General features: G+C 48.7%; 15 protein-coding genes. 6 read left to right on the top strand and 9 right to left on the bottom strand.

All coding sequences use genetic code 11. The features are described 5' to 3' along the window. The first annotated feature begins 89 nt into the window (after nt 1-89). The gene (locus ACO08K_RS26690) at nt 90-458 is read left to right on the top strand and encodes a DUF6249 domain-containing protein (protein ID WP_421799547.1); all 369 of its coding nucleotides are present in this window, start codon (nt 90-92) and stop codon (nt 456-458) included. Nucleotides 459-563: 105 nt separating this feature from the next. Here ACO08K_RS26690 and ACO08K_RS26685 read toward each other — a convergent pair whose 3' ends face one another. From ACO08K_RS26685 to ACO08K_RS26675, 3 genes are read right to left on the bottom strand one after another with little or no spacing between them, the layout of a single operon-like run. Beyond that, a complete protein-coding gene (locus tag ACO08K_RS26685; RefSeq protein ID WP_421799546.1) occupies nt 564-1082 on the bottom strand; it encodes a hypothetical protein in 519 nt (172 codons plus the stop codon). A gap of 3 nt (nt 1083-1085) precedes the next feature. Then, nucleotides 1086-1643 carry an RNA polymerase sigma factor gene (locus tag ACO08K_RS26680; protein WP_421799545.1) on the bottom strand — a complete coding sequence of 186 codons (558 nt, stop codon included), beginning with the start codon at nt 1641-1643 and terminating at the stop codon, nt 1086-1088. 6 nt (nt 1644-1649) lie between these two features. Then, nucleotides 1650-3239 (bottom strand): formylglycine-generating enzyme family protein, encoded by a 1590-nt coding sequence (locus ACO08K_RS26675; RefSeq protein WP_421799544.1) that lies wholly within the window; start codon nt 3237-3239, stop codon nt 1650-1652. 130 nt (nt 3240-3369) lie between these two features. On the opposite strand from ACO08K_RS26675, the gene ACO08K_RS26670 reads away from it, so the two are divergent. Together ACO08K_RS26670 and ACO08K_RS26665 are read left to right on the top strand one after the other, a co-directional pair. After that, a complete protein-coding gene (locus tag ACO08K_RS26670; RefSeq protein WP_421799543.1) occupies nt 3370-4653 on the top strand; it encodes a Gfo/Idh/MocA family oxidoreductase in 1284 nt (427 codons plus the stop codon). 48 nt (nt 4654-4701) lie between these two features. Beyond that, a complete protein-coding gene (locus ACO08K_RS26665; protein WP_421799542.1) occupies nt 4702-7632 on the top strand; it encodes a DUF1080 domain-containing protein in 2931 nt (976 codons plus the stop codon). 114 nt (nt 7633-7746) lie between these two features. Here the strand turns inward: ACO08K_RS26665 and ACO08K_RS26660 are convergent, their stop codons facing one another. Continuing rightward, a complete protein-coding gene (locus tag ACO08K_RS26660) occupies nt 7747-9189 on the bottom strand; it encodes a fibronectin type III domain-containing protein (protein WP_421799541.1) in 1443 nt (480 codons plus the stop codon). A 264-nt stretch (nt 9190-9453) separates the two neighbouring features. Continuing rightward, nucleotides 9454-11070, bottom strand: a complete 1617-nt coding sequence (locus ACO08K_RS26655) for an aminopeptidase P N-terminal domain-containing protein (protein WP_421799540.1) — start codon at nt 11068-11070, stop codon at nt 9454-9456. Nucleotides 11071-11299: 229 nt separating this feature from the next. Here ACO08K_RS26655 and ACO08K_RS26650 point away from each other — a divergent pair, with 229 nt between their 5' ends. Then, nucleotides 11300-11944, top strand: a complete 645-nt coding sequence (locus ACO08K_RS26650) for a hypothetical protein (RefSeq protein WP_421799539.1) — start codon at nt 11300-11302, stop codon at nt 11942-11944. Nucleotides 11945-12259: 315 nt separating this feature from the next. Next, complete coding sequence (locus tag ACO08K_RS26645; RefSeq protein WP_421799538.1) at nt 12260-12463, top strand: hypothetical protein; 204 nt, start codon at nt 12260-12262, stop codon at nt 12461-12463. A gap of 408 nt (nt 12464-12871) precedes the next feature. On the opposite strand, the gene ACO08K_RS26640 is transcribed toward ACO08K_RS26645, so the two are convergent. Continuing rightward, nucleotides 12872-14515: an amidase gene (locus ACO08K_RS26640; protein ID WP_421799537.1), complete on the bottom strand. Its 1644-nt coding sequence runs from the start codon at nt 14513-14515 to the stop codon at nt 12872-12874. Between the two features lie 101 nt (nt 14516-14616). Here ACO08K_RS26640 and ACO08K_RS26635 point away from each other — a divergent pair, with 101 nt between their 5' ends. Continuing rightward, a complete protein-coding gene (locus ACO08K_RS26635) occupies nt 14617-15891 on the top strand; it encodes an aspartate kinase (protein ID WP_421799536.1) in 1275 nt (424 codons plus the stop codon). Between the two features lie 178 nt (nt 15892-16069). Here the strand turns inward: ACO08K_RS26635 and ACO08K_RS26630 are convergent, their stop codons facing one another. The 3 genes from ACO08K_RS26630 to ACO08K_RS26620 are packed head-to-tail and all read right to left on the bottom strand — an operon-like array spanning nt 16070 to nt 19199. Further along, complete coding sequence (locus tag ACO08K_RS26630; protein WP_421799535.1) at nt 16070-16621, bottom strand: cob(I)yrinic acid a,c-diamide adenosyltransferase; 552 nt, start codon at nt 16619-16621, stop codon at nt 16070-16072. Between the two features lie 50 nt (nt 16622-16671). Continuing rightward, on the bottom strand, nt 16672-18012 hold the full coding sequence (locus tag ACO08K_RS26625; protein ID WP_421799534.1) for a DUF2911 domain-containing protein: 1341 nt from the start codon (nt 18010-18012) through the stop codon (nt 16672-16674). Between the two features lie 56 nt (nt 18013-18068). Beyond that, entirely contained in the window at nt 18069-19199 is a 1131-nt protein-coding gene (locus tag ACO08K_RS26620; protein WP_421799533.1) for a DUF3179 domain-containing (seleno)protein, read from the bottom strand. Nucleotides 19200-19221 lie beyond the last annotated feature (22 nt).

The following is a 19221-nucleotide window of genomic DNA, read 5'->3' as shown; positions in this document are numbered from 1 at the left end:
AAAAAAAATCGACTTTTTTGTAACCAGGGATGATGGTGACTCCGTCAAAAAAAGTGTTCAACATTTAAAAAAGTATTAAAAAGAAAAATATGCACGGACCCGAAGTTGCCATTGCCATTAACGCGATCGTGTGGCCATTTATCGCCGCCATCGTTTTTTTCTACATGTATTTTAGCCACCGGACCAAAATTCGTTTGGCATTGATTGAGTCAGGGCGCGATGCCAGCATTTTTCGCCGCAATGCGGTTGACAAACTGCGTTCCCTCAAGCACGGGATAGTGGCCCTGATGGCTGGGATCGGACTTCTGTTTGGAGGTTTTTTTGATGCCATAGGGATGGACGATGACGTAGCCTATTTTGCAGGAGTACTGCTATTTGTGGGTGCTGGCCTGGTGATGTTCTATTTCTATGTGAGCCGCATGGCGGATGTTCACGAACAGGAGTCGGACATTTTGTGAAAATAATGTATGCCGCACTGTAGAGACGCACGGCTGTGCGTCTCTTGGTGTTTGGAACCAGCGTGTAGACGCACGGCTGTGCGTCTACACAGCGCGCTGCCTTGATCATTTCTCGGCTTGTGTAAATAACCCTAGCAATTCCGGCGCATCTTCCAATGAAACACCTTTCGGCCCATTAGGCGCCACCTGAACACTATCCCGATCGCGGTAAACCACGACGGTCTTTTGCACTATTTTTTCTTTCCACACTAGTTTTTCTTGTAGCAAAGTATCACGGACCTGCACCACCCTGGGCTCAATTACCTTTGGCTCCGACCTACTTATCCAAAACGTACTTAGCACCCCTAGCAGAATGGCCGCTGCGGCTTGCCAGAGTGGAATCTGCCGTTTCCACCAAACCTTGGGGCTCCCCATTTTTTCCTGAACGGCCAACTGATCCATCAATCGAGCCCGCAACTGTGCAGGTGGTTGTACCTCCACATCCAATGCCTTGATGCCTTGCATGCGCTGATGCAAGTGTTGGTACTCTTCACGGCTCATTTTGGCCAGCACCTGTGTTTGTTCTGCGTGGGTTAATGCCACCCAGTCTCGCTTCATCGCCCAATCTTCAATCTTCATGTCCATACTTCAGTGGGTTTTCCAGGCTTCTAAATGTTGACTAACTTGCTGCAAAGCGTAATGCAGGCGTGATTTGATGGTCCCTTCCGGGCAACCAATGATTGCGGCAATTTCAGCCACGGATCGTTCTTCCTGGTACCGTAAAATGAAACATTGCCGGTGGTTTGCGCTCAATTGATCAATGGCCCGACGCAGTTGTTGATCGAATAATCGCTGGTCCATTTTTTCAGAGAAATTTTCGAATAAAATTCCCTGATCCACCTCCCCTAATTCGCCGGGCTTTTTGCGGCGGTATTCATTTTTGCACAAATTGGCCGCAAGGGTGTACAGCCAGGTACAAAAATTGCGGGATGGGTCAAAAGACTGTGGCTTTTCAATGATTTTCAGGAATAATTCCTGGGTAAAATCTTCGGCTTTGGCCGCATCCTGCCACAACATCCGGTAGAAATAACGGTACATTCGGGGTCCGTACCGATCGTACAAGACCCCGAATGCCTGTGGTTTGCCCTTTGCCAATTCGCGCATGAGGGCTTCATCACTGTATTGTTCCAGCGCTTTTTTAAACATCCGCCACTATTCTTCGATGACTTCCATAAAGACCCTAAAACCGAGGCTGGGACTTGGCTGCGTATAGGTGTTTTTAGCGGTGATGTGCGCCATTTCTGGATGATCCTTCCAGCTGCCACCTTTGCTAATACCGTATTCCTGAATCATTTCTGCTACATTTCCGGATACACAGTATAATCCAAAATCATTGGGGAAATAGGAAGTGGCCGTGACGCTGAAAATGCCTCCATCAATATTGTCTCCATCTTGGTTGGGGCAATCCTTACAACGCTCAACCGATTTGAAATTCCCCAGATAACAGCCCTTCGTATTTCGAAAGAAAGGCCCTCCCCAGGGGAATTGTACATCCTTGCGCCCCCCGGCTGCGGCCATTTCCCACTCTGCTTCGGTAGGCAAACGGAACAGCACTTTTTTGAATTTTTTCTTTTCTGCTGAGGCATTGTACACCTGGGTGATCCAGGCACAATAGCGTTGGGCTGCCTCGTGGCTGATGTTCTGTACCGGGGTTTCGGGACCGGCAGGGTTGCCATTTTTGAAAACTTGTTCCAGGGGCATTTTGCTCAGGTTTTCTGGTAACAAAGCTTGCCAATCCACTGGATGAATGCGGCACTGGGCAATTTGATCGAAGTCTTTGTTTTTCAACAAATCTTGCAAAAAAAGTTCGTATTGGCCATTGGTCACTTCAGTTTCAAAGGCATACAGTTTGGGCGCTACCACGCGCACCGCTTTATCCAGGTTTTTTACGGAAATAGCGGACACAATTGGTGTTGCGGTTTTTTCAGGCAAAAACAAGGCGCTGACCTCAGTTTCCCGCTCGGCAGCCCTGGCCACCTGCAAAGCCAAAGATTGCATCCGATTGGCTTGTGGCAAAGCTCCCTTGGCGGCATAATACCGATGCAAGAGCACCAACGCAGGCACATAATTGAGGTTCAAACGCGCGATCAAAGCGGGATCTTTTTCGGGTTGCAGCGAAAAATCCAGGTAATCCAGGCGAAAACGTTGTTCAAAATTCTCGCGCAACATCGCCACATTGTCAATGTTTTGGAGGCTGTATTTAAGCGCCAGGCCGGTAAGGTACAAACGCGCTTTGTCAGCAAACAAGAGGTTTTTATTGGTCATGACCCCAAAATAAATGGGCGTTTTTTGCAAAAAAACCTGATTGCGGGTATCCAAAAACTGTTTCCAAAAATCACTCAAACTTCCCTCCACCGCGATCCAGTGCAGCTGCTGATCCTGGATGACTAATTTCCGGTACTCGGGGTTTTCCAATAATTGCATACCCAAAACCTTGACATCGGGCCGAACTTTCAGGGCATGCTGCAACAACAGCGCGGGATAGGTGTCACTTTCTTGCTGGGTAAAAATAATCGCGTCTTTTTCGACCGACATCAGGGCATTGTAATTCCAGTTCAATACGCCGGGTGAGTACTGGCCACTGGCATACCACTCTTTACAAATGGACTCGACCTGGCTTTTGTCACCAATTATTTCGGCTTGCCGTAGGCGGTTTTCAAAATCACCACTGGCGGCAAAAGAGTTCACACTGAATAAAGCGCACAAAAAAAGACAGACTATCAAAAGGTTGCTTTTTGACATAAATAATGGATTTTTTGGGGTTTACACGGCAATGAGGGAAACGTTCAAAATTTCAGGGAAAATATTTGGCTAAACTTCCATCCCTACTTTTTCCAAAACCTGCCTATCTTACTCTATCAAAATACAGTGTATGTCAGCAGACCAAAACAAAACGAATCACTTGCGATCTCGTCGCAATTTCATCAAGAATTCCGCCTTGGCCCTGGGCGCGTTTAGCATTGTCCCCCGTCACGTGTTGGGCAAGGGTTTTTTAGCTCCGAGTGACACCCTCACCAAAGGGATCATTGGTGTAGGCGGTATGGGGCGTGGCCATTTTGGTTATGAAGGCACCAAACTCGTTGCCGTTTGTGATGTCGATAAAAAGCACCTCAAAATGGCCGTTGACCAATCAAATGGCCAGGCTCGGGCTTATTCCGATTTCCGCGATTTGATTGCTCAACCCGATATCGACATCGTTCACATTGCTACCCCGCCGCATTGGCACGGCGTAATGTCGGTTATGGCAGCCCAGGCTGGCAAGGACGTCTGGTGTGAAAAACCGATGACCCGCACCATCGGCGAAGGCAAAAGGGTGGTGGAAGCCATGGAGCAATACGGCCGGATGTTTCGCCTCAATACCTGGTTCCGTTTTACCGACCAATTTTATGGACTGAATACCACCGTTAAACCACTGAAAAAAGTAGTTGAAAGTGGTGTTTTAGGCTGGCCATTGACGGTGAACATCAGCGGGGTTACCGGCTTCAACTGGAAATTTTACTGGGTGGGCAAAAGCAACCTGGAACCCATGCCCGTACCCTCCGAGTTGGATTACGACATGTGGCTGGGCCCAGCTCCTTACAAACCCTATAACCCTCACCGCGTGCACACCACTTTCCGGGGCTACTGGGACTACGACGGTGGCGGCCTCGGGGATATGGGACAACACTACATCGACCCCGTCCAATACATCCTGGGCAAGGACAACACCAGTCCAGTCAAAGTAGAAGTTGATTGCCCCCAACAGCACGACGATGCCGTAGGCACCTGGCGCAAAATCACCTTCACTTATGCCGATGGTTGCAAAATCATTCTGGATGGGGAAAACAAAAACCCGGATGCAGCCTACATCGAAGGGCCCAAAGGGAAAATCTACAAAGGCTTTAAATCTACCATTCCCAACTTGTTGCAAATGATTGACAGCTTCCCCGATCCGGCGCCCCAGGTGACCAGCTTCAGTGAATCGGTGAAAACCCGTCAAAAATTTGCCCTCAATGAAATCAATGGCCACAACTCCTGTACGGTAGTCAACATGGGTAAAATAGCCCTGCAATTGGGGCGTACCCTCCAGTTTGACCCCCTCAAGCAGGAATTCATCAACGATGAAGCCGCCAACCGCCTCATCAACCAGCCCATGCGTGGCCCCTGGAAAATCTGATCATCACTGCAAAAACCAACTATGAAACCACATCCATCCATATCTTCGATGCCTAACCATAACCATCAAACATCCACCCCGCCGCCAACCCACGGTTTCAACCGTGGGAGGCACCACCACGGCCCCAACCCACGACTTCAGTCGTGGGGAAGTTCATCGTGGGAGAACCAGTCGCGGCGAAGCCCCCGATCTCAGCCCTGGGGAAAACTCCTGAGCCTCTTTCTGCTCCTGAGTCCTTTCCTCCTCTTCGCCCAGCCCAACACCCCCACCAAAATCGCCGACATCCTCGCCACCCTGCCTGCCAAAAGCAACCAGGCCGCTGAAAAAACCTACGCCGAATTGCTGGCCACTGGTGCCACAGGACTCGATCTGGTTTGCACTCAGGTAGTGCCTAATGGCCAGGCTGCCGGGGTTGCCCCTCGCTATGCCGTTTCCTTGTTGACCCACTATGCCAAAACACCGGTGGATAAAGCCATCATTGAAAAGGCCTTTTTACAAGCATTGACCAAGGCGACAGACAACGAAGTTAAAGCCTATTTCATCAGCAATATCCAGTTGGTGGGCACTACGGCCAGTGTAAAACCTTTGAGTGCCTATTTTTCCAACGATGCATTGTATGCGCCAGCCATCGCCGCTTTGGTGACCATTCGTACCCCTGATGTACAGCCTGCCCTGGTCGCTGCCCTAAAAGCGGCCAAACCAGCCGTGCAAAACCGCATCATTGAGGCCCTGGGCGAGTTGAAGGCAAAGACTGCTATTCCTTCCATTCTGGCTTTTGCCTCCAGTACGGATGCGGCCCTTCAAAAACAAGCACTTTGGAGCCTGGCTTTGATGGGCGAAGGGTCAACCTATTCCCTTTTGTTGAACAAAGCCAAAGCGGTGGATTTTAAAAATGATCCAACCGAAGCTGCGAGTGCATTGATGGAATACCTGAAACAATTGCAGCACCCCAAAAACATCGCTCTGGTCAGCAAGTTGGCTAACGACATCCTGGCAATCACAATCAAAACAGAGCAGCAGCACTATCGCCTGGCTGCCCTCAAAGCTTTGAATTGGGCCAATGCCGAACTGGCCGTCAAAACCTTGAATGCTGAACTCAACCGTTTTGATGCTGAATATCGCCGGGAAGTGCTGAAAATTGCCGCTAGCTCCCTCAAGAAGCCAACGGTGAAACCACTATGGGAAGCGATTTACAGCAAAGCTACGGCCGATACTCAAGGTGAAATCTTGGCTATGCTGGCAGCGGTTTCCAAGTCAGATCCCGTTTTTTTGGAAAAACGTTTGTTGCCTGGCTTGAGCTCCGCCAACGCTGCGGTGCGTAGTGTATCTGCCAATGCCTTGGCCTTGACCGGTAACAAAAAGTTCGCCCCAAACCTGCTGGATTATTTGTTGAAGGCCACCTCCAAAGAGGAAGTAATGCCTGCGCAACAAGCTCTGCTGCAAGTGTTAGACAAGGACAATTGCAAACTCCTGGTGGATAAACTAGGTGCCGCTTCGCCCGCTGCCCAGGTGGCTTTGGTGCAAATCATTGCTGAACGCCGCGCTAGTGCTTACTTTGACAATGTTGTAGCGCTTACTCAGGCTGCGGACACGATGGTGCAAAATGGAGCGTATCAGGCTTTGGCGCGTTTGGCCACTCCTGCCAACCTGAAAAGTTTGTTGGGACTGCTGGAAAAAACCAATAAAGAATCACAAGTCAAGGCAGTACAAGCGGCCATTGTTCCAGCTTTGGATGCCAGCGGCACGGCTGCGGTTAATGAAGCCTACACCAGCAACAAAAGTAAAGCCATTCCACTTTTGGCTTACGTAGCGGATAAACCTGCGCTGGAAAAAGTCAATGCCAGTTTTGAACAAGGCACTGCGGCGGAAAAAGAAGCGGCCTTTACAGCCTTGTGCAACTGGAACAACAGCGATGCCATTCGCAGCTTGTTGAAAATTCGCCAAACTCCAGCCTTGAGCAGCTACCACAGCCGGGCTTTTAATGCCATGATCAATCAACTCAACCGCTCCGACTGGTCGGATGAGCAAAAGTTGTCGATTCTGCACGAAAGTATGTTGGTAGTGGAGACCAAAAACGACAAGCTTAACATTATTCGTGCGATTGGTCGCTTGCGTGGATTGGCTGCTTTGATGTCGGCTAGCCGGTATTTTGACGATGCCGATTTGGCCGCTACGGCTAGTCGCTCGGTCATGCAGATCGCCCTGCCTACCGCCGATGCCAAACCTGGCCTCACTGGCCCTTCCGTGCGCAGCGCGCTGGAGCGTGCCCGCAAGGTTTTGGATGGCCCCGATAGCCAATACGAACTAATCGATATCGATACTTATCTGGCCACTTTGCCGGCCTCTGGTACCGAAACCAACCAAGCTTATGAACTGACAGCAGATGAAAAGAAGGAGAATTTTGACATCTTATTCAACGGGAAAGACCTGAACAACTGGGTAGGCAACAAAACGGATTACGTGGTGGACAATTACACCCTGGCCATTTACCCAACTGCTACCCAGAACCGGGGCAATCTGTACACGGCAAAGGAATATTCAGACTTCATTTTCCGCTTTGAGTTCCAATTGACTCCTGGTGCCAACAATGGTCTGGGTATTCACGCGCCACTGGAAGGGGATGCTGCCTACGTGGGCAAGGAAATCCAGATTCTGGACAATACCGCTCCGATTTACGCCAAATTGGAACAGTACCAGTACCATGGTTCGGTTTACGGTGTAATGCCCGCCAAGCGTGATTTCCTCAAGCCAGTAGGGGAGTGGAACCAGGAAGAAGTATACGTCAAAGGCAACTTTATTCGGGTAACCTTGAATGGTACCGTGATTGTGGAAGGTGACATGAAGGAAGCTTCTAAAAATGGCACCCTGGATCACAAGGATCACCCGGGATTGAACCGTAACTCGGGACATATTGGCTTTTTGGGCCATGGCTCGATCCTTAAATTCCGGAACATCCGTATCAAGGACTTGACCAAGTAATAACAACTGAGGTGCCCTTAGATGTCTTAGGTGGTTCAATTAAAAACCCTTGCGCGCAAGCGCGAAGAGTATGTTTTTTCTCACCACCTAAGGCACCTAAGGACACCTCAGTAGTTATTTTTTCTTTTTTGGTTTGCTTGGTTGTTTAGTTTTCGCTGCCTGCGCCTTTATCGCCTCCTCGTGCGCCAGCTTTCGAGCCTTGTAAGCATTGAAGCGCTCCGTCCATTTGGCCCGTTCCGTTGCATTGAGTTTTTCCAAACGAGCCGTCGTCAATTCAATCCTTTCTTTCACCCCAGGAGGCGTCATATCGATGAATTTCTTCCGCCCATTCCCCGTTTTGATCAATTGAAATTTATCGTATAACTCGCCGACTGTGGTGTAGGCCTCATAGGTCATGGTGTCTTTGTTGACATGCACCAATTGGTACAATTGTGTTTCCACCGCCGCCCGATCAATCCAGGTCAACAAGTTGGACAAGTACATCTTCGGCCCACTTACCGATACGGCATAAACTGGCCCGGTAGAGTCAATCACCGTTGCACCGCTGGGCAAGTTGTTGCCACCCCGCGCATAAGTATGGTCGTGTCCCTGGAGCACCACATCCACATTGTATTTGTCAAACAAGGTTTTGAAGCCGCTGCGCAAAGCCGGAGAGTCTCGGTCACCAGCCGGCGAAAACACCGGGTGGTGCATGGTCACGACGGTCCATTTGTTGGGGTTGTTTTTCAGCACCTGATCCAACCATATCATCTGACTGACGCTGTCTTTATCAAAATAGAGGTAGGCGGTAGAGTTAAGTGAAATCACTCTGGTCCCTTGATAGTCGACGTAATAAGCACTTTCTTCCAATCCAGCCGGGCCATTTTCTGGCAAAGTGAAGGAAGGCCGCCAATGTTTGCTCAGTGCGGTTTGGTTATTGATGCGTGGATACTCGTGGTTGCCAGGAGTAACGATACTGGGGATGTTTTGATAAATCCAACCTCCGGCATAAAACCATTCCCCCCATTCCTGATCGCGTTGGGCCACATTGATCAAATCCCCGGCGTGCAGCATAAAATCGGCTTTGGGCAAATTGCTATAGGCTTGGCGAATGGTGCGCGACCATTTTGATTTCAGGTCATTTTGGGCATCGCCAAAATAAATGAAGGAAAATGGGGCTTCTTTGGCTTCTGCGGTGCGAAAATGTACCCATTCACTCCATATGTTCATACCATCGCCAACGCGGTAGGCATACAGCGTATTGGGTTTTAAGCCGGTGAAATTGAGCGAGTGGTAATGTGCTGCACTCATATCACTGACCAGCATTTCACTCACTGCCTCGGTCACTTTGATGCTGTCAAAATCGGGGCTGGGGCTGGCTAAGGCAATCTGCCCTGCTCCCTTGCTGACACTTACCGATGTACGCCAATTGACGGAAAAGGAAGTACTGGGATCGGTTTTCCAACTGGTGATGATGCGATCGGGTACCGGGGTGGGAGGGTAGTAGTCCACGGGTACATTTTGGGCATTCAACAAGTAGACACCGAGTAGAAAAAGTAAACTGAGTAGATTTCTCATACGAGGACAAATTTGGGTGAAAGTATCAGATAAGTATCACAAATAATCAATGAACACAAAGGACACAATGGCAGCACAAAGGACACAAAGATATGACGTTGACAATGCCTTATTCTTGAGCTTGTATTTCTGTTTACCTCGTTTTGGGCAGTAGACTTCGTCAACGTCTAACTTTGTGTCCTTTGTGCTGCCATTGTGTCCTTTGTGCTAAAAAATGCCGCTTTGGTCCTTTTCTCAAAGATACAGAGCGATCCAAGTTTATTATTAATTCTTCTTGTCCAAATTCGGCAACAAAAACGCATCCAGCGGACTCGGCTGCGCCATCATTTTTTCAATCTCCTCCACTGTCCGTGGCGCAGATTTTGACAGCAACTCATACCCATCCTTGGTAATCAGCACATCATCCTCAATGCGTACCCCAATGCCCCACCACTTGGGATCACAAGGGCTATTTGGCGGAATGTAAATGCCCGGCTCCACAGTGATGACCATGCCTTCCGCCATCGGCGCGCCTGTGCTGCGGTCGTGTACATCCAGGCCAATGTGGTGGGAAACCCCGTGAGGGAAATACTCATGCTGGGCACCGGGTTTGATTAAACCTAGTTCCGCCAAACGTTTGTCGGCAATTTCCCGGCAAATGCGGGTGGTTTCACGCATGGCTGTGCCTGGTTTGCACACTTTAAAAGCAGCCTCTTGTGCTTCCAGGACAATGTTGTAAATGGCCTTTTGTTCCTCCGAAAAAGTGCCATCTGCGGGAATGGTGCGGGTAATGTCGGCGGTGTAGCCGTGGTATTCCGCGCCCAGGTCCATGAGCACCAAATCGGTGGAGACCCTTTGGCGGTTGTTTTCCACGTAGTGCAACACGCAGGAGTTGTGCCCCGAACCTACGATCGAAGGGTAGCCCTCATATTCCGAACCGTACCGGCGGAAAACAAACTCGTGAATGCCTCGGATTTCCATTTCAGACATAGCAGGGTGCATGGCTTTCATCACTTCCACCTGCCCTTGGCAGGATACATCTACGGCTTTGCGCAGCAACTTTAGCTCGGCATCGGATTTGACCATGCGCAATTGCCCCATTTTGCCACCCAAGGAACTGGCATCCAGGTTTTTGGGCAGTGCCGGGATTTTGGCGACAATCTTTTTGGCTTCTTTACCCGAACCCGCTTTGATGAAGGCTTGCAGGTGTTCGTCATTGCGCATGCCCGGGTTGCGGCCGTAGCGGGCAAAGACACTTTCCGCCACCTGCTTGTAATTCTCCTCGGTAACTTCGCGCAATTGGGCGTACATGGTCTCTCTGGCCCCATTGTAATTGCTAGGGATGCCCGCTTTGTCCCGGAATTGCTGGATCAAGTCGTACAAATCGGCCTCTCCGCCAGCGTCGCGTACATCGTTTTTGAAGTCAAAAAAGAGCACTTTGTCAAAGGCGGCAAAATCGATTTTTTTATCCTTAAATTCTTTGTGGTCGAAGGTATTGGCGATGCCCAATTTTGATTTGACACCCTCCGGTCCGAGGCGTTTGCCATCCCAACGCTCGCGGAGTGGGTCGCGGCTTTGGGCAAAAAACAACTCGGTGTACTTGTTGCCTTTGTCATCGGTTTGTTCGTCGGCAAATAGGATCAGCATGGCATTGGGCTCCTGATACCCAGTGAGGTAGTAAAAATCGGGATCCTGGTGGTAGAGATAGTCTACATCGTTGGAACGGTTGCGCACCGGGTTGGCGAAAAATACGGCAACACCTTTGGGCGGCAACAATTTGCGCAAGGCTTCGCGACGACCGAGGTGGAAGTCGGCGGGGAGCAGGTCTTGGGGCTCATCTTGGGCGAATAGGCTTGCACTCAAGGAGCTCATGAGCAGGAGGAAGAGAATCAATCGGGTCATGGTTGTTTTGGTTGAGGGTGGAAAAATGAGTTGGCCAAAGTTAAGGTGTAGGGGGGAATTTTTTGAGGGGGATTTTTTTGGGGGGCTGAGAAACAGATATTATGCCGGGAATTTGATCTAAAGTTCAATTGATTGGAAGATTCAAAAGGTTGTTTGTTGTTGGATAAGTTGTAATTTGTTATATTGTCATTTGAAATAATTGTAATGCGGCATGCATAAATCATTTGAAATGAAGAAAAAAATGAATATGAAATTAAAATGCTTTTGTCTGGTTTTTATTTCAATAATTCTGTTTAGATGCCAGGGGAATGTCCAAAAAAATAAAGATTGTTCAAAGTTCGAAAACGAAATATACCAAGAAGTTTCAGATACTTCATTGGCAAAAGAAGCATTCGATTTTCAAAAATACCTGCTTGAAAAATTTGGCGAAAAATCAGTAAAAGGAATCAATTACGGAGCATATCACCTGCAATTTTATTCTTCGTTTGGATATGGAAAATCGGTGAAATTTGTGAATAAAAATGGTGTATATTCAATCGCTGTAAAATGCATAACTAAAGAAGAATTGTACCCTGATTGTAAAGAATATGCAATCAGGATAGACAAAGAAGAATGGAATGAATTGGAGAGAATGATTTATGAATTCAACTTTTGGACAGAAGAGGATTTTAAGACAAGCAAGGATGTGTTGGATGGATATGCATATATTTTAGAGGGCAATAGACCTGAAGCAAAAAAGTGTAATAAAAAGATCTACAAATTAGTTGGTCGAGGTTCTCCAAAGTATGACAAAATTGGCGCTTTGTGTGATTACATTCTTGGATACGAAAGCCAGTTGAAGTTTAAATACGAGCAAAGTAATAAAATAAAGTAATGAAAAAAAGAAGCCTGAGTTTGGGGATTTACCCCCCAACCCATCTATCATCCTGTAACCCCCGCCTTTAGTCGGGGGCTCCAGCCCGCCCACTCATCACATCTAACATCCTTCCAGAGGCCCGCATTTGTCACATTTTCATGATGCAAGCCTCTGGAAGGATGTTAGATGTGATGAGTGGTGGTGCCTGGATCCACCCGTTGAAACGGGCGGTTACAAAATGTTAAATGTCGTTAGTGCCAATGCCTAGACATGGAAGGTATCTAGCTATTGAAAGCCCTTTTTCACAAACCTTAATCAACAAATATCTTGGCGATGACTAAAACAAAGGAACCAACATACGAGGATTTGCGAAAGGAATTATCCGATGAAGAAATTGTCGAAAGTTTTGTTTTCAGAAGTACGATGACGGCTGAAGAACGAAAACAAGCAGACGAGGAATTTCGTAAGCTTCGCTTTGAAAGATTGAAAGAGAGGTTGGATGAACAAAAAAACGGGCGGTGGAATACAAACGGGTAAAAAATCAGCTGGTTTTCAACAAGTCAGCTTAATGATAGTGAGAAGTGGGGTTTATACCTCCCATCCATCTCCACACCAAAGCGACAATAATAGCAACGTACGATGCCACGGATCTACGTGGATCTACGCGGATTTTGGTCCCGCCTTCGGCGTGATGAAATCAAAATAGCCACAAAGGCACAAAGGCACAAAGGCACAAAGCCATACCAGAACCCATTTTCGATTTGAAGGACTTTGTGCCTTTGTGTCTTTGTGCCTTTGTGTCAAAAAACTTTGCCGCAGGCAAAGCAAAATCCGCGTTGCTATTGTTGTCGCTTTGGTATGAATAGTGCACCCATAAGGATGACGAATTTGCATCCAAAGCTGTACAAGCCCTTCGCGAGCACACGTTATTTCACGCACCCATCCCTACAACACCGGATGCTGCTTATGATGCGTCGTCGCCTCCTGGTACACCTTCGCCAAATTCAATATTTTCCCTTCCTCAAACAAGTTCCCCGTAAAACTCAAACTCGTAGGCCGCCCATTCCGGAAACCATTCGGAATCACCACACAAGGATGCCCCGTATGGTTGGTGATGTTCAAACTGCGGCCACCCCAGGAAGGATGCACGTACACGTCCACCTGCTCGAACACCTTTTGCATGTCCTGCATCAGTTTGGTGCGCAAACGATTGGCCTTGATGTACTCCACTGCCGGAATGAAGCGCGACTCCCGGAAAGAGTTGGGCCAGGCATTTTTGATTTGGCGGCGCATCAAATCATCCCGACCACTCAGCGTCAATTCATCAAAGGCAGCAGCGGCTTCCGCAGAAAGAATGATGCTCAAATCGGGTGATTCCGGCAATTCGATGGGGATCAATTTGAAGCCCATTGCCTTCAGTTTTTCCAAGGCCACACTATCCTGATCGTGAAAGGCATAACGCCGGTCAAAGTCTTTTTTCAAGTATCCAATCTTCAATTGCCGTGGATCAGCGCTGGCATCGTAATGGAAAGCGGCCGGAATGAGTGATACATCCTGCGGGTCTGGCCCCTGGATGGCGTTGAACACAATCGCACAATCTTCTACGGAGCGACAAATCGGGCCAATTTTATCCATCGACCAACTCAAGGCCATCGCCCCATGGCGGCTTACCCGCCCATACGTGGGCCGTAGTCCCGAAGTACCACAAACGGTAGAGGGTGAAACAATGGACCCCAAGGTTTCCGTCCCAATTGCAAAAGGCAACAAACCCGCCGAAACCGAAGATGCCGACCCCGCCGAAGAACCACTCGACCCCGCTTTGGTATCCCAGGGGTTACGCGTCATTTCGCCAAACCATACGTCGCCCCAGGCCAATTCGCCCATGGTGAGTTTGGCACAAAGCACCGCCCCGGCAGCCTCCAATTTTTTGATCACCGTAGCATCGTAATCCAGCACCTGATCCTGATAAGGCACCGAACCCCAGGTGGTTTTGTAGTTGCGGGCAGCCAGCAGGTCTTTGGCACCGTAGGGAATGCCGTGCAGCAGACCGCGGTACTTGCCCGCTTTGATTTCGGCATCGGCCCGCTTGGCTTGGGCAATGGCCAATTCTTCGGTCAGCGTGATCACACAATGCAACTGAGGATCGTATTTTTTGAGGCGATCCAGGAAAAAACGGGTGAGCTCTTCGGAGCTGATTTGACGGCTGCGCAACAATTCGGCCAATTCCCGGACGGTATACCAGGCCAGTTCATCGCGGTTTTGGGGCAAACGCACCAGTGGCGCTTTTCCAAAATTGACTTTATCCGGCCCGCTAGGGATTTTCATGCCGGGAAGCAAAGGGTTGAACCAGATGGCGGGCCCTAAATCATTGGGCAAGTTGCTTTTTCGGTTGGCTACATAGCTGTTGCGCGCATCTTCTAAACCGGGCAACAAGGAATCAATTTCACTTTGCGTCAGTTCAAGTCCGGCAATTTTTGCTGCCCCAACCACGTCTTCACTGCTGATTTTATCGCTAAAAAAACGCCCGGTAAAGGCGCCCAGGACAAAAATGATGCCCAAGAGTAAAAAGAGTCTGAATGTTTTTTTCATCCTATCCATATATTTGCAGCTTTATTTCGGGGATGCTCCCGAAGAATTAGGAACGATTGAAAAATCACTGGCTTTTAAAATCGTTCCCTAACAAACATACAATGAATCAACGCAGCAAAGTGTTCAAGTTTGGGGGTGCATCCGTAAAAGATGCCGAAGCGATCAGAAACGTAGCCGATATCCTGCAAAAATATCGACAAGAGACACTCATGATTGTCGTGTCGGCAATGGGTAAAACAACCAACGCCCTGGAAAAGATAGTCGAGTCCCATTCCCAACAAGACGGGAAAGCCCTGGAATTGCTGGAAGACCTCAAACTCCAGCACTACCGCATCATGGCCGAGTTGTTTGAGTCAAACGATGAAGTCTACGCCCTGGTGAACGATACCTTTGTAGAAATTGAATGGGTCTTGGACGACGAACCCCACGACAATTACGATTACATGTACGATCAAATCGTATCGGTAGGGGAGTTGTTGTCCACCAAAATATTGTGTGCTTACCTGAATAAAGTTGGATTGCCGACCCAATGGCTGGATGCCCGGGATGTAGTGCAAACCAATGAATTGTACCGCGAAGCCTGGGTGCAGTGGCAGGAAACGGAAGAACGTTTTTTGAAAAATGCGCAGCCACTGCTGGATAAAGGTGGTTTTGTGGTTACCCAAGGCTTCATTGGGGCCACTCAGGAAAACTTCACCACCACTTTGGGCAGGGACGGATCGGATTATTCGGCGGCTATCTTTTCGTTTTGCGCGAATGCCGAAAGTATGACCATCTGGAAGGATGCCCAAGGGGTGTTCAGTGCCGACCCAAGATTTTTTGCGGAAGCGAAAATGCTGAGCGAAATGTCTTACGATGAGGCGATTGCGATGACTTATTACGGGGCTAAAATCATCCACTTAAAAACGGTAGGGCCGCTCAAACGTAAACACATCCCGCTGCACGTCCGCTCTTTTCTGGAACCAGAAACCAGCGGCACCTTGATTTCTGAAAAGGAAGTGACTGCGTATCCGCCACTGTTGGCCGTAGAGGTCAATCAAGCCTTGTTAAAAATCACCAACAAGGATTTTTCCTTTGTGACCGAACAGCATTTTAGCGAAATCTTTGCGGCCATTTCGGATTTGCGCATGCAGGTGACTTTTATCCAAAATACACCGCTGACGCTGTACATCTCGGTGTTCAATCAGGGTGAAAAAGTGGCTCAACTGGCTGAACGCATTCAGGAAACCTTGGGAACTGAAGTTGTAAGTGGCTTGGAGTTGATCAACATTCGGCACGCTACTCCTGAATTGTTAGGCCAGTTGCGCAGTACGCGGAAGGTTTTGGTGGAGCAGACGAATGGAGCTACCGCGCATTTGGTGGTGGAGAAGAATTGAAAGCCAGATTGGTGAAAAAAGAGATTTTTTTGTGCGGCTATGCCGCTTGTTTTTTCACCACCAAAGGAACCTAAGGCACCAAAGGGGCACCTGAGGAAAATAAGCGTCATCTCTTAGGTGTCCATTTGGTGCCTTAGGTTCCTTCGGTGGTGAAAATAAAAATGTCGACTTAGAAATTTTATTTCCGCGCAAACCAACTCACTTCCTCCACCCCCAAATCCTGCGCCATTTTCCGCGACAACACAAACAGATAGTCCGACAAGCGATTGAGGTAACGCAACAGAATCTCCTCCACCGGCTCATTCGCCGCCAAAGCCACCACCTGACGCTCCGCCCTGCGGCAAACCGTACGCGCGATGTGGCAAAAAGAAACGCTAGGATGCCCACCCGGCAAAATGAAGTTTTTCAACGGCGGCAAATGCGCATCCATCTGATCCATTTGTTGCTCCAGTGCCTCGATATCCGAGTCGAGCAAGTCGGGGGTGCTCATGGACTTATCCGGGTCACTGGCCAGGTTGGCGCCAATGGTGAACAGGCGATCCTGGATTTCCTTCAGAACATCACGGGTGGCCTCATCAACCAAACTATCGCGCACTAGACCCAGGTGTGCGTTTAGTTCATCCACGGTGCCGTAGGCTTCAATTCGTAGGTGGTATTTGGGCAAACGTTTGCCGCCAAAAAGCCCGGTTTCCCCTTTGTCACCCGTTTTGGTGTATATTTTGAACGCCATGTTTTTTTCGCAAAAATAGACCTAAAGTTGATACATGCTTAAATCAGAGGTTAGAACTTGGAAAAATCATCCACTGCTGCGGCTGCTTTGTAATCTGCTTCGCCCACTTTTCCACCTTCATCCGAGTCGTAATCGGTCAGGATTTTCCAAACTCCATTTTCTTTGCGCAGGAAAACATGGAATTTCCCATAGCCAATCCAGGGTGCGCCCTCTTTGGGATAACTGGTGTATTTGAAATAACCCCGTTCGGAGGCGGTTGTGGCGGAGGCAATTCGTTCAAAAAAACGAAACTCGATGCTGGTACGATTACCGTTGTTAAGGGCCCAGGCGAAACTCCGTTCAGATTGAGCGGCGTAGCCAGCTAAGTCTAGACTGCTTTTGTCGCCCCCACTGGCTCGCACAAATTCCTTGGAATGCAAGCTGATGTATTTGGCCACGTCATTGCTGGCATATGCTTCGGAGAAGGGCGTCCAGATGTCGCGGTTGATGTCGCGCAGGGCATTTTTGGCGGCCAGGGCTTCTGCTTGTTTGTTTTTCCAGCGTTTTTCGGTTTCAATCACATCCATTTCGAGGGCTCCGAAAACACCTTTTTCTTCTTTGTTGCCCCCTTTGGCTATCGCCCGAATTTTTTCAGTGCTGGCAAAAGCGCCTTTGTAATCCTCTTTTTGTGCTTGCCAAAGGGCTTTTTTCCAGAGGTTCCAAACGTGTTCACCAGCTTTCAGGCTTTCATCGAGGTATTTTTGTGCTTCATTGAGTTTGCCAGCTTCGGTGAGCAAATCAGCAGCTTCGGCTTGCAGGTACCATTTTTGCGCAGCATCGGCTTTGGCGATCAGGCTATCGTATTGGGCAATTGCGGCGGGGATAAAATCAACTTTAAAGCGGACATTGACTTTTTTGTTGTCCCACAACAAGCTGATTAGCCCTTCTTCCAGACTGAGTTCTTCAATCTGGTAAGCCAGGCGCTCTAATGGCCTCTCCAAGGTTTCAGTTCGTGCACCCACTCGTAAGGCATCTTTGGTCTCATTGTAAATAAATGCGCCCCATTGTTTTGAATCGGTATTAAAAATCGCAGTCCAGCCTTGATTTTGACGCGGGATGAGGAAAAAAGCGTAAGTACCCGCTGGCAGGATTTTGCCTTCCATTTTAACGGGTGTGCTGAAGCTGATGGTGGTGGCATTGTTGGCCCCGGCGCGCCAGATTTTGTCGAAAGGCACGATGCCTCCCCAGATTTGACGCCCACGCACGCCAGGAGAAAAGTATTGAATGTTGATGTCGGTGAGCCCCAGTCGATAGGACACACTGGCTTTGGCACTTTTTTGGGGTAAGTTGTTTTGGGCGTACAGGCTTTGCAAGCCGCCCAAAAGCAAGAGCAGGAAGAATAGATTTTTCATATACAGTCAGATTGGTGATAAAATGCCAGGCTAAACTACAAAATCGGCTAAAAATCTTACCGCGCATCTCCATGAAATGTCCGCCAACTGTGCCAAAACTCCTGATAAGCATTGATCTTTTTCAAATTGGTCATACCTGTATCCAGCGCCACTCCGTACCAATTGTAACGAAAAATCTGGCTATACAAGGTGTCGCCCTTCAGGCTGATTTTTTCCAGATTGGGGCGTTCAAAGGCCACAAAACTTTTGTTGTCCTTTGCCAGAACAATCGCAATGGGGGTATTCCCTACCGTCCCATTGAGAATTCGTTTTTCTTTCAACTCGTTCCAGTCAAAAGCTTTGCTGTATTGCCCTACCTTGACGCCGACTACCCAGGATTTATCTTTCCAGGACAAACTATCGGTACGGGTGAGTTTGCCTTTTTTATTGCCATTTTCATAGTTTTTTTGATGGGCGTATTCTTTGGTGTAGGCTGAATCAGGTTGCATAACCTTGCTGTTGGGATGGAATTTTAGCCATTGTTTCAAGGCCATTTGGGAGCTAGGCAATTCAGGCAAAAACTTACCCTTGAGGGGTCCAGCGATGGCTTCTCCATTTTCTTGTCGCCACCAGGAATGGGTGCGGGAATCCTCAAACATGGCATTGAAATGATCCATCCCCACCAGTCGGAAAGTTTCACTTTGATCTTCCACCTTTGGATCGAACACCCTGCCCGTGCGGCACACATTGCAGTAAGTGACCATAATGGGTTGACCACCTACCACATCGCGCACTTGATGGTGGTAGGCCAGGTACTGAATGGGGTAAGCGCTGGCTTCCCCGTTTACTGTTACCCCAAGGACTACCCGATTGAGCGAAACGGTGTTGTACTGACTACTGTTCATCACCAATTTGGGCTGGATAAACATCCGTTCAGCGGTCATTTTGTAGTTGAACTGGTAGGCCACGAAAGCCCAGGGCAGTAGGGCGAGTAGGGGAATCCATACCCGTTTGAAGCGGGCCCGCCAGAAGCTATAAAGGGTTAGTAATCCCAATCCAATGCGAATGAACCAACGCCAGGAATACAAAAAATAAGCCAGATCAATGCTATTAATCTGTTGACTGCCGGGCATGGGCATGATGAAATACACATTGGCGATTTCAAAGGCAATCATCAAAAAAACGGCAAGGTAAAAAAATGCTTTCATGAGGCGGAACAGGGTTTGGAGA

This window comes from Haliscomenobacter sp., assembly GCF_965225875.1.
Lineage (GTDB): Bacteria > Bacteroidota > Bacteroidia > Chitinophagales > Saprospiraceae > Haliscomenobacter.
This window is presented reverse-complemented; position numbering and strand designations above follow the sequence as displayed.

Coding starts and splice junctions, on each gene's coding strand:
- ACO08K_RS26690 (WP_421799547.1), top strand. CDS start 90: ATGCACGGACCCGAAGTTGCCATTGCCATTAACGCGATCGTGTGGCCA.
- ACO08K_RS26685 (WP_421799546.1), bottom strand. CDS start 1,082: ATGGACATGAAGATTGAAGATTGGGCGATGAAGCGAGACTGGGTGGCA.
- ACO08K_RS26620 (WP_421799533.1), bottom strand. CDS start 19,199: ATGAAAGCATTTTTTTACCTTGCCGTTTTTTTGATGATTGCCTTTGAA.
- ACO08K_RS26635 (WP_421799536.1), top strand. CDS start 14,617: ATGAATCAACGCAGCAAAGTGTTCAAGTTTGGGGGTGCATCCGTAAAA.
- ACO08K_RS26630 (WP_421799535.1), bottom strand. CDS start 16,621: ATGGCGTTCAAAATATACACCAAAACGGGTGACAAAGGGGAAACCGGG.
- ACO08K_RS26665 (WP_421799542.1), top strand. CDS start 4,702: ATGCCTAACCATAACCATCAAACATCCACCCCGCCGCCAACCCACGGT.
- ACO08K_RS26680 (WP_421799545.1), bottom strand. CDS start 1,643: ATGTTTAAAAAAGCGCTGGAACAATACAGTGATGAAGCCCTCATGCGC.
- ACO08K_RS26670 (WP_421799543.1), top strand. CDS start 3,370: ATGTCAGCAGACCAAAACAAAACGAATCACTTGCGATCTCGTCGCAAT.
- ACO08K_RS26650 (WP_421799539.1), top strand. CDS start 11,300: ATGAAGAAAAAAATGAATATGAAATTAAAATGCTTTTGTCTGGTTTTT.
- ACO08K_RS26645 (WP_421799538.1), top strand. CDS start 12,260: ATGACTAAAACAAAGGAACCAACATACGAGGATTTGCGAAAGGAATTA.
- ACO08K_RS26660 (WP_421799541.1), bottom strand. CDS start 9,189: ATGAGAAATCTACTCAGTTTACTTTTTCTACTCGGTGTCTACTTGTTG.
- ACO08K_RS26675 (WP_421799544.1), bottom strand. CDS start 3,239: ATGTCAAAAAGCAACCTTTTGATAGTCTGTCTTTTTTTGTGCGCTTTA.
- ACO08K_RS26640 (WP_421799537.1), bottom strand. CDS start 14,515: ATGAAAAAAACATTCAGACTCTTTTTACTCTTGGGCATCATTTTTGTC.
- ACO08K_RS26625 (WP_421799534.1), bottom strand. CDS start 18,012: ATGAAAAATCTATTCTTCCTGCTCTTGCTTTTGGGCGGCTTGCAAAGC.
- ACO08K_RS26655 (WP_421799540.1), bottom strand. CDS start 11,070: ATGACCCGATTGATTCTCTTCCTCCTGCTCATGAGCTCCTTGAGTGCA.